This window comes from Halomonas sp. TH-94 (genome assembly GCF_057473365.1).
The window spans coordinates 34,072-42,759 of sequence record NZ_JBYCKL010000115.1 but is presented as its reverse complement, the minus strand read 5'-3'; the positions used below and the strand labels follow the sequence as shown (position 1 = coordinate 42,759).

Here is an 8,688-nt window from a genome sequence, read left to right as displayed (position 1 = left end):
TGCATGGGGATACCATGCTCCCTGGCGGTTGTCTCGATGATGCGGTTGAGCTGTTCGCTGGCAATCGCCCCCACCGACATGGTGAAGCCCTTGCCCATCTCCAACGGCTGCATGCGTCGGTCGCCGATACCGGGTGCGGCCACGTAGTCGTGATTGACGTCTACGCCGATGATGACGTCGGGCTCGAGCGCCCCTGCCAGCACGCGGCTGCCGAAGCGGCCGATCTCTTCATAGCTGGCGATGGCGAACAGCACGCGCACCTTCTCGGTACCGCCGGCCTCGGCGATCAGGCGTGCCACTTCAGCGGTGACGAAGCAGCCCAGGCCGTTGTCCAGATAGGCGCCATAGAAGGTATTGGGGCTGAAGCCGTGGCGAATGGGACGGTCGAAGACGATCGAGTCACCGGGGCGAACGCCCAGGTTGAGCACCTGCTGTTTCTTGTTCTCGCCGTGAATCTGCAGGTCGAGGTAGATCTGCTCTTTCTTGATGCCCTTGCGCCCTTCACGCTGGGCCGGGTCGGAGAAGTGAATGGCGCCAAGCGCCTCCACGGTACCGCCCTGGATGATGCGATAACGGCCAGGCTGCTCCGGATCCTCGCTGAACAGCTTGACCTCATGGCCGATCAACACATTGGGCAGGAAGGCGTCGGTATTGATCCAGATCTTGCCGTCGTCGCCGATGCTGCGCACCTGCATGCGGATCTTGTCGGCGTGGCCGATGATCATCACCTTGAACATGTCGTCACGACCGGGGTGGGTATCCCACACCACACCGGCGTGCCCTTTGTACTGGTGAAGATGCCACTCTTTCGGCGCGAAGCTCTCGAAGTGAGGCTTGAGCACGCCGTAGGTCATGGCACCTTCCAGACCCACCGGGCTGGGTGCATCGAGGATACGCTGCATCAAGCTGAATTGATCTTCGGGCATGGGCTCGCCCCAGGGCTTTACGCTTGTGCTCATGTGGCTTCCTTTCATGGCTAACGGGTTCATCTTCAGCGTAGTCTGCCAGAAGCGCCACGAATAAAAAGGCAAGGTCCGTGGACCTTGCCTCTCTTTATATTCCTACGGTAGCGCCAGGATCAGCGGTCGAACGATGCCGCCAACGGCTCAGTGACCCCAGGCATCGCCCAGTGTCATGTCATCGTCCACTTCACTGTAGCGGTCTTCGTCATACTCCTGGGCGGACTCCTCGAGCTGGTCCTCGTCGTAGGATTCACGAGTGACCAGTTGGTCGTCCCGTAACTCCATTTCCGCCAAGGGCAGAGTAATGTCGGTGCCGCCCATGCCCCACAGGCCACCCACGGTCACGACGACGTGCAGGTCGCCGGTATCGTTGTCGCGCACCACGTTCTGCACGTCTCCGATATCCTCGTCATCCATGTTGACCACGGTCATGCCTTCGATTTCGCTGACCTGCATGTCACGCAGCGAGGCATCCAGCTGATCGTCGGCCCCCATGGGATCGAGGTCGTCACCTTGGGCGGTATCGAGTTCTCCTTCACCGGTATCCATTTCGTCCGGCTCGTCCATATCCGGCTCGTCCATGTCCGGGCCATCGGCAAGACCATCGTCGTCATGGGTATCCACGGTGGTCTGCTCTTCACCCACCGCAGCCTCGCCGTTCAGGGCGTTCTCTTCATCCGCGTTGTCCTGGGCCAGGGCGCCGCCCGCCAGACCAGCGGAAATGGCACCGATTGCAATGGCCAGTAAGGTCCTTTTCATGACACTCCCTCCTAGAGTCGACACAGGTAACCACCCCTTGAACATAGACCGCTACCATGACTACGCAAAGATATCGTTGGAAAAGAATGGATACCAAAGGTTGCCGCTTCGTTTCGCTCAGCTTGCGAATAACGAATGGATGGTCAGCGCCGAAAAAAAGCAAGGCCGAAGCGGCCTTGCTTAGCTATTGCTGCCCTCTGTCGAGTGTCTTGACGAGGGTGGCGCTCAACGTCCCATGGCATCCGACAGCACGGTGTCGTCTTCCACTTCGCTGTAGCGGTCCTCATCGTAGTCGGTGGCCAGCTCGTCGAGTTCATCTTGGCCAATGATGTCCTGAAGCACCAGCTGATCGCCTTCGAGACGCATGTCGGCCAGCGGCAGGGTGACGTCGGAGCCGCCAAAGATCCAGAAGCCACCCACCGACACCACGGCATGCAGATCGCCGGCATCGTTGTGACGCAACACGTTCTCCACCTGCCCAAGTGTCTCGCCTTCGATATTGACGATAGTCATGCCTTCCACTTCACCGGCTTGCAGCGAGGCGATGGCGGGATCGAGATCGGCGTCCGTCGGGCCCATCTCTTCGAAGCCTGCTTCAGGCTCTTGCTGAGCGGCCTGGCCGGCCTGCGGTGTATGCTCGCCTTGAGGCGCCTGCTCGGCTTCTGCCGCGGCGGGCTCAGCGGTGGTGGCCTGGTCGCCGGGGTCGGCCTGCGTTTCGTCGTCCTCGACATTCAACTCGAGGTCGTCATCTTGATCGGTGGCGGCTTCGTCGCCGTTGGCGTCGTCCGCACCATCGATCTCCTGGCCGTTATCCTCGTCGGTGTCATCGTCACGCAGCTCCTCATAGTCCTCGGCATCGTCACCTTCGTCAGGGAGCTCGTCTTCGTCTACCGAGACATCGGCCTCGGTGTCGCCGGCATTCTGGTCGTCGTCAGCCTGGGAATCCTGGTAGTCACCCTGGGTCGCGTCGCTCTGCTCCTCGCCCACGGTGCCGTTTTCCTCAAGCTCGACATCGTTTTCCTGCGCCAATGCACCTCCGGCAAGACCGGCAGAAATGGCACCGATAGCGATCGCCAATAAAGTCCTTTTCATCACTCTTCTCCTAGGTGGGGCCCTGTACCGTCAAGATAGGCGGTAAGGACCGCACGGCTCCAGAAACGCAGCGAAACGAAACGTCAGTATTCGGCAACCTGCGTTGGGTTTAAGCAATTAGACGAGAGGAAATCGTCTCGTCTGCTCGGACTACTCCATGATCTCGAATCGATACCCACCTGCCGACTCCGTGCCGCTTCCCGCCGTGCCGCGCCAGACGATGCGATACTCGCCAGGTACCATGCGCCCTTCGGGAACGGCACTATGCTCCTCTTCCAAGGTGCCGATGGTGGTCTCCGCGAGTGGCACCATGCCTTCGGGACCCGACACCTCGAACAGGGTGAGGCGCAGCGGTGCATCCAGCCGAATGCCAAGCGTCTCGGGCGCCTGCTCGACATGACTGCCATCGGCGGGTGTGGATTCCACCATTTCGGCTTGTGCCCAGAGCGGTGATGCCAGCGCCAGCGCCGTCAGGGCGGCGAGGCAGCCGCCGGCAATGCGCACTGCCCGGGCGTTGGGCAAGCCGTTCATGTGTGGGGATGCACGTAGCCGCTCCATCCCTGGCCGGTGCCAAGGTGCGTTGCCACCCCAACCACTTCCGGCCGATGCGTCGAAGCGACATTTCGCCCCTGCTGAGTCCCCATGTGGGTCGCCACCATGCGCTGGGGCGCTTCCTGCCGAGCCGGGATGATCGACGGCATTCGGCCCTGGGCATGCTGCCGGGAGCCGGAACGCAGCTGGGACATGACCAGCCAGCCCAGGCCGACGCCGGTGACCAGCACCGGCAAGGGGTTTTCACGAATCGAACGGCTCAGATTGTCGATGAAGTTCGTACCGACTCCACCGCTCCTGGGCAGGTATTCCTTGACGCTTCGCTTCAGCTGAGCCGGCGATAGTCGGCTTTCCAGCTCATGCAGGGTCTCGTCGAGATGGGCACGGGAGTGGCGAATTTCGTCTTCCAACTCCTCGGCCCGGCGATGGTTACGCTTCATGTTGCCTCCTTGGCTTCACCGCGTTGAACTTCCCTTCTCCTCAAGCTGGTATCGAAGCGGGCCGACGTCAAGTCGTGCAGGCCTGCGCCAGAGTCGCCTCGATGGCGGCATCGCTGGTGGGACGCACCAGCCGGGCCACCTCCTCGCCCTCTTGCAGCACGATCAGCGTTGGCCACAGCTTGACACGAAAGAAGCGCCCCAATCGCCGACCCCGGCCATCCTCGATCTTCAAATGCCGAACGGTATGGCGCTGTGCCAGGACCCGTTCAAGGGCGGGCTGGACGACCTGACAGTATCCGCACCAAGGCGTGCCGAACTCGATCACGGTAAGGCCATCGAGCTGGCGCACTTGCTCGGGACTTGGCGCGTTGCCGCTGTACTCGCGCTGCATGGGCATGCTGCTCCTCCTTGGCTCGGCTCGATCCTCGCCGTGCCTTTGCCGGAATGCCTACCATAAGCCTAGAAGCCCAGTCGCGCTGCGCTCAATGTGCACTTCCTATCGAGATCCCTGCCCCTTTTCGCCGTTCTCGTTGCGTCGCAACCCCAGGTAGAGCCCGGCGCACATCAGCAGCAGGATCACTGCGAAAGGCAGCCCTGAAATGGTAGCGACCGCCTGCAGTGCCTCCAGGCCTCCGGCCGTCAACAGTACGGCGGCAACGACCCCTTCCATGGTGGCCCAGAACACCCGCGTGGCCTTGGGGGGATGGGGATCCCCGCCCGAAGTGATGATGTCGATGATCAGCGAGCCGGAGTCCGACGAGGTGATGAAGAAGATCGCCACCGTGGCAATCATCAGGGTCATGCTGGTCGTGACGACCCATTCGGGCATCTGGAAATGATCCAGGAACAGGAAGAAGGCCAGCTCCGGTTCGTCCTCGACGATGTCGACCAGTCCGGCCGCTTCGAACAGCTCTCTGTAGAGCGCCGACCCGCCCATGACAGTAAGCCACAGCACCGACGTGAGCGTGGGGACTAAGAGCACGCCGAGCAGGTATTGGCGCAGGGTGCGGCCACGTGAAACGCGGGCGATGAAAAGCCCGACGAAGGGTGACCAGGAGATCCACCAGGCGAAGTAGAACAGAGTCCAGTCGTTCTGCCAGCTCTCCTCGTCGGGGGAATTGAAGGCCTCGGTGAAGGTCCCGCGGCTGGGTATTTCATTGATGTAATTGCCCAGGCTCTGCAGCATCGAATTGAAGATGAACTGGGTCGGGCCGAACAGGAGCACATAGACCACCAGGGCAGCACCGATCAGCAGCGCCAGCTTCGACAGCCGCTGAATGCCCTTGGCCAGGCCGGAGAGCACCGAAACCAACGCCACTGCGGTAATGCCGGCAATCAGCGCGATTTGCACGCCGATATTGTCCGGTATGCCGTAGGCGTGCTCGAGCCCGGTATTGATCTGACGCACCCCCAGCCCCAGCGACACGGCAACACCGATAAGGGTGCCGGCCGCCGCCATGGCATCGATGCCGTTGCCGATCGGCCCCTCCACTCGCTTGCTGCCCAGCAGCGGCGTGAACGCCGAGCGAATGGTCAACGGCAGCCCTCGATTGAAGCAGAAGTAACACAGCGACAGCCCCACCAGGCCGTACATGGACCACCCATGCAGGCCCCAGTGGAAGTAGCTGTGTACCAGTGCGTCGCTTGCCGCCTGCTCGGTTTCGGCCTCACCGAAGGGTGGGTCGGCGAAAAACGAGACGGGTTCGGCCACGCCGTAAAACAGCAGGCCGACCCCGGTGCCCGCGGCGAACAGCATCGAGAACCAGCCCCAGGTCGAGAATTCAGGGCGCTCGTCCTCGCCTCCCAGCCTGACATCGCCGTAGCGGCTGAAAATGAGATAGATCGCCAGCACCAGAAAGGCGTTCATCGCCAGCAGATAGAACCAGCCGAGGTTATCCGCGATGGCTTCCTGTACCGCCTCGCCCCCTGCCTGTAGCCGTTCGGGCATGACGACACCGAAGACGACGAGAGTCAGAATGACAGTGGCCGAGGTAAGGAAGACGGCGCGATGGACGGGCACGCCAAAAAGATTATGCCGTGTGGTACTGCCGTAGCGGTCGGAATCGGAACGAGTCGGCATCTCCCTTGCCTCCTGAAGAGTGCGCATCAACGCGCGGGTAGGGCATCCTTGCATTACCCTGTGCTTGGCTTGGCTTTGCTATAAGTGAACGATAGCAGTCATGAGCAACAGGAATGTTGCGAAATGCAACCTGCGAGAGCTGACATGTCCAACCCCAACTCTCACCGTCCTAAGCATGGCGGTCGGTGGCCGAACTACATTGCCGGGTTCAGCGTGCTGTTGCTTCTACTAGCAGTATTGCTGATGGCCGGAGCCGGGCCGGCGTATCGGCTGAACCTGCTGCCGCTGGGCGGTGCCTTCGACATGCTGCGCCGTGGTGTATACGTGTCTGCCGGCGCTGCAAGCGCTGGCTTGCTGGCCTTGATCGCCGCCACCTTCTGCCGGCGCCTGAGGCCGGCGCTGATCGGTGGCTTGGTCGTGATGGCAACCGCGGCCATGCTCGCCGTCCCTTGGCTTCACTGGCAGCGCGCCCAGTCGGCGCCGCCGATTCACGACATCACCACCGATACCGAAAATCCGCCTGCCTTCGAGGCGCTTGCGGCGGCCCGAGAGGCGGCCCCCAATGCGGTGGAATACCCCGGTGGGGAAGTGGCGCAACAGCAGCGCGAGGCCTACCCCGACATCCAGCCGGTGATCGTCGATGCATCGCTCAATCTGGCCCGGGACGTTGCCGAAGCCGCCGCGCTGGACATGGGCTGGCAGATCGCCCACAACTCGCTGACCCACATCGAGGCAACCGATACCACCACCTGGTTCGGCTTCAAGGACGACATCGCCATCCGTCTGAGCCAGACCGACGAAGGCGTACGTATCGATGTACGCTCGGCTTCGAGGCTGGGGCGTAGCGATGTAGGCACCAATGCGGCACGCATTCGTGCCTACTTCGACGCCGTAGAGCGCCGCCTGGAGCGGACCTGAAAGCACCACCCCGCGATGAGGCCGGGGTGGCGTCTTGCTCTCAGCTCTCGGGCGGCAGCGCCTCAATGGTGCGCAACGCCGCATTGACGATGTCTTGTCGCTTGGGCAGGTCGCCCATGCGGTTGGGGGTATCCATGTTCAGGGCGAAGAACACCGGACCGCTAGGCCGTTCCACCCAACCTACCCACCAGCCAAGCTGGCCGCTCCAACCGGTTTTGCCGCGCAGGATCCAGTCGCTGCCGGCGGCCACGACCATCAGGTCCTTGACCAGGCGCTGATCGGCTTCGCCGAAGGGCAGCTCATTGCGGTAGAGCCGCTCGAGAAAGGCGATCTGTTCCTCGGCAGAGATCTCCAGCATGTCCTCCTCGAGCCAGAAGTTTTCGAGGTCGTCGCCGATGTCGGCATTGCCGTAGCCGACCGCCTCCAGGTAAGCAAGCTCTCTCTCTGCACCGAGTTCACGGGCGAACTGCTGGTAGAGCCATACCGCCGAGAGGCGCATGCCCGAACGCAAGTCCTGGTCCGCATTCCAGGCCGGAATGCTGCGCTCGACCCCATCCCAGGGAAAGACCTGGAATTCATCCTCTACGACATCGGCATCCAGGACGAAAAGGGTGTGGGGTATTTTGAAGGTCGAGGCCGGCACGAAGCGCTGGCGTGCACGCTCGCCGTCGTGCACCAGCGTCGTTGCAGCACCGTCGCGCTTGTCGACGACCAGCAGCGTGCCGCTGGCGTCGTTGACGCGAAAAATCTCGCTCCAATCGCTACGCGGCTGCCAGGCATCTGCCACGGCATTGACCGGCACCAGCGCAAGGAGCAGCGCACTTGCCATTATCGTTTTGAGGGCTTTTTTCTTGGTACTCATGATTCCATCGCTTGTCGTAGGGGTGGGAAGGACAAAGGACGACGCGTCGGGGTCAAGAATATCGGCACGTAAAAGACCTTCACAAACCATGATATCTTGCATGAGCCATGAATTGGATTAGGGCTTATGTCGAGACCTTACCTGCCGCTGAATGCGCTGCGTGCCTTCGAGGCGGCCGCACGCCACCTTAGTTTCACTCACGCTGCCGAGGAGCTGAACGTGACCCAGGCGGCGGTAAGTCATCAGGTCAAGCTGCTGGAAGAGCGCCTGGGAACGGCACTGTTCAAGCGCCTGCCCCGTGGGCTGATGATCACTGCCGAGGGCGAGGCGTTACTGCCGGTGATGCGAGACTCGTTCGACCGCATGGCAGACATGCTGGAGCGACTCGAGGGCGGCCGGGTACGCGACATTCTCAACGTGGGCGCGGTAGGCACCTTTGCGGTGGGCTGGCTGCTGCCTCGATTGGCGCGCTTTCAGGCCGACCATCCGCTTATCGAGATCCGGCTTTCCACACACAACAATCGTGTCGAAATGAGCAGTGAAGGGTTGGATTTCGCCATTCGCTTTGGCGAAGGCGCCTGGCACGGACTCGAGGCACAGCGGCTCTTCGATGCCCCGCTATCCCCGCTCTGCGTGCCGCGCATTGCACAAGCCATCTCGACACCGGCCGACCTGGCGCGGCAAATTCTGCTGCGCTCCTACCGTGAAAGTGAATGGAGCCACTGGTTCGCGGCGGCTGGCCTCACTCGCCCACCCGCGCGCACTCATGGCGTTACCTTCGATTCATCCCTGGCGATGATGGAGGCCGCAGTACAGGGCGTGGGAGTGGCGCTGGCCCCGCCGCGCATGTTCACGCGACAATTGAATAGCGGCCAGATCGTACAGCCTTTCGCTGTACATGCCGCCCTGGGTAGCTATTGGCTGACGCACCTCAAGTCGCGCAAGCCCAGCTCGGCCATGCAGACTTTCGCTCACTGGTTGCTCGAAGAGATACGCCTGGCTTACGGTAGCGAGGCCTAACCC

The 8,688-nt window shown here is 61.9% G+C and carries 10 protein-coding genes; 2 read left to right on the top strand and 8 right to left on the bottom strand.

The annotated features are described in order from the left end of the window. The 7 genes from AC2VNO_RS19455 to AC2VNO_RS19425 form a co-directional block, all read right to left on the bottom strand. A partial coding sequence (locus AC2VNO_RS19455; RefSeq protein WP_486935676.1) for a M28 family peptidase occupies positions 1-959 on the bottom strand: 959 nt, incomplete at its 3' end. 147 nt (positions 960-1,106) lie between these two features. Next, positions 1,107-1,721 carry a PRC-barrel domain-containing protein gene (locus AC2VNO_RS19450; RefSeq protein ID WP_486935675.1) on the bottom strand — a complete coding sequence of 205 codons (615 nt, stop codon included), beginning with the start codon at positions 1,719-1,721 and terminating at the stop codon, positions 1,107-1,109. Positions 1,722-1,946: 225 nt separating this feature from the next. Then, complete coding sequence (locus AC2VNO_RS19445) at positions 1,947-2,813, bottom strand: PRC-barrel domain-containing protein (protein WP_486935674.1); 867 nt, start codon at positions 2,811-2,813, stop codon at positions 1,947-1,949. A gap of 150 nt (positions 2,814-2,963) precedes the next feature. Next, positions 2,964-3,344, bottom strand: a complete 381-nt coding sequence (locus AC2VNO_RS19440; protein WP_486935673.1) for a copper resistance CopC family protein — start codon at positions 3,342-3,344, stop codon at positions 2,964-2,966. Then, positions 3,341-3,805, bottom strand: coding sequence for a DUF3618 domain-containing protein (locus AC2VNO_RS19435; RefSeq protein ID WP_486935672.1), 465 nt, complete (start codon positions 3,803-3,805; stop codon positions 3,341-3,343). Before AC2VNO_RS19435 ends, AC2VNO_RS19440 begins: the two co-directional genes overlap by 4 nt. Positions 3,806-3,872: 67 nt before the next feature. After that, complete coding sequence (locus tag AC2VNO_RS19430; RefSeq protein WP_486935671.1) at positions 3,873-4,202, bottom strand: thioredoxin family protein; 330 nt, start codon at positions 4,200-4,202, stop codon at positions 3,873-3,875. 99 nt (positions 4,203-4,301) lie between these two features. Next, positions 4,302-5,885 carry a BCCT family transporter gene (locus tag AC2VNO_RS19425; protein ID WP_486935670.1) on the bottom strand — a complete coding sequence of 528 codons (1,584 nt, stop codon included), beginning with the start codon at positions 5,883-5,885 and terminating at the stop codon, positions 4,302-4,304. 144 nt (positions 5,886-6,029) lie between these two features. Between AC2VNO_RS19425 and AC2VNO_RS19420 the strand changes: the two genes are divergently transcribed. Next, a complete protein-coding gene (locus tag AC2VNO_RS19420; RefSeq protein ID WP_486935669.1) occupies positions 6,030-6,803 on the top strand; it encodes a DUF1499 domain-containing protein in 774 nt (257 codons plus the stop codon). A gap of 40 nt (positions 6,804-6,843) precedes the next feature. On the opposite strand, the gene blaOXA is transcribed toward AC2VNO_RS19420, so the two are convergent. After that, the gene (gene blaOXA / locus AC2VNO_RS19415; RefSeq protein WP_486935678.1) at positions 6,844-7,632 is read right to left on the bottom strand and encodes a class D beta-lactamase; all 789 of its coding nucleotides are present in this window, start codon (positions 7,630-7,632) and stop codon (positions 6,844-6,846) included. A 159-nt stretch (positions 7,633-7,791) separates the two neighbouring features. Between blaOXA and AC2VNO_RS19410 the strand changes: the two genes are divergently transcribed. Next, on the top strand, positions 7,792-8,685 hold the full coding sequence (locus AC2VNO_RS19410; protein ID WP_486935668.1) for a LysR family transcriptional regulator: 894 nt from the start codon (positions 7,792-7,794) through the stop codon (positions 8,683-8,685). The last annotated feature ends 3 nt before the right edge of the window (positions 8,686-8,688 follow it).

Excerpts from the sequence above, each read along its gene's own strand:
- AC2VNO_RS19450 (WP_486935675.1), bottom strand. The coding sequence starts at position 1,721 with ATGAAAAGGACCTTACTGGCCATTGCAATCGGTGCCATTTCCGCTGGT.
- AC2VNO_RS19445 (WP_486935674.1), bottom strand. The coding sequence starts at position 2,813 with ATGAAAAGGACTTTATTGGCGATCGCTATCGGTGCCATTTCTGCCGGT.
- AC2VNO_RS19440 (WP_486935673.1), bottom strand. The coding sequence starts at position 3,344 with ATGAACGGCTTGCCCAACGCCCGGGCAGTGCGCATTGCCGGCGGCTGC.
- AC2VNO_RS19435 (WP_486935672.1), bottom strand. The coding sequence starts at position 3,805 with ATGAAGCGTAACCATCGCCGGGCCGAGGAGTTGGAAGACGAAATTCGC.
- AC2VNO_RS19430 (WP_486935671.1), bottom strand. The coding sequence starts at position 4,202 with ATGCCCATGCAGCGCGAGTACAGCGGCAACGCGCCAAGTCCCGAGCAA.
- AC2VNO_RS19425 (WP_486935670.1), bottom strand. The coding sequence starts at position 5,885 with ATGCCGACTCGTTCCGATTCCGACCGCTACGGCAGTACCACACGGCAT.
- AC2VNO_RS19420 (WP_486935669.1), top strand. The coding sequence starts at position 6,030 with ATGTCCAACCCCAACTCTCACCGTCCTAAGCATGGCGGTCGGTGGCCG.
- blaOXA (WP_486935678.1), bottom strand. The coding sequence starts at position 7,632 with ATGGCAAGTGCGCTGCTCCTTGCGCTGGTGCCGGTCAATGCCGTGGCA.
- AC2VNO_RS19410 (WP_486935668.1), top strand. The coding sequence starts at position 7,792 with ATGTCGAGACCTTACCTGCCGCTGAATGCGCTGCGTGCCTTCGAGGCG.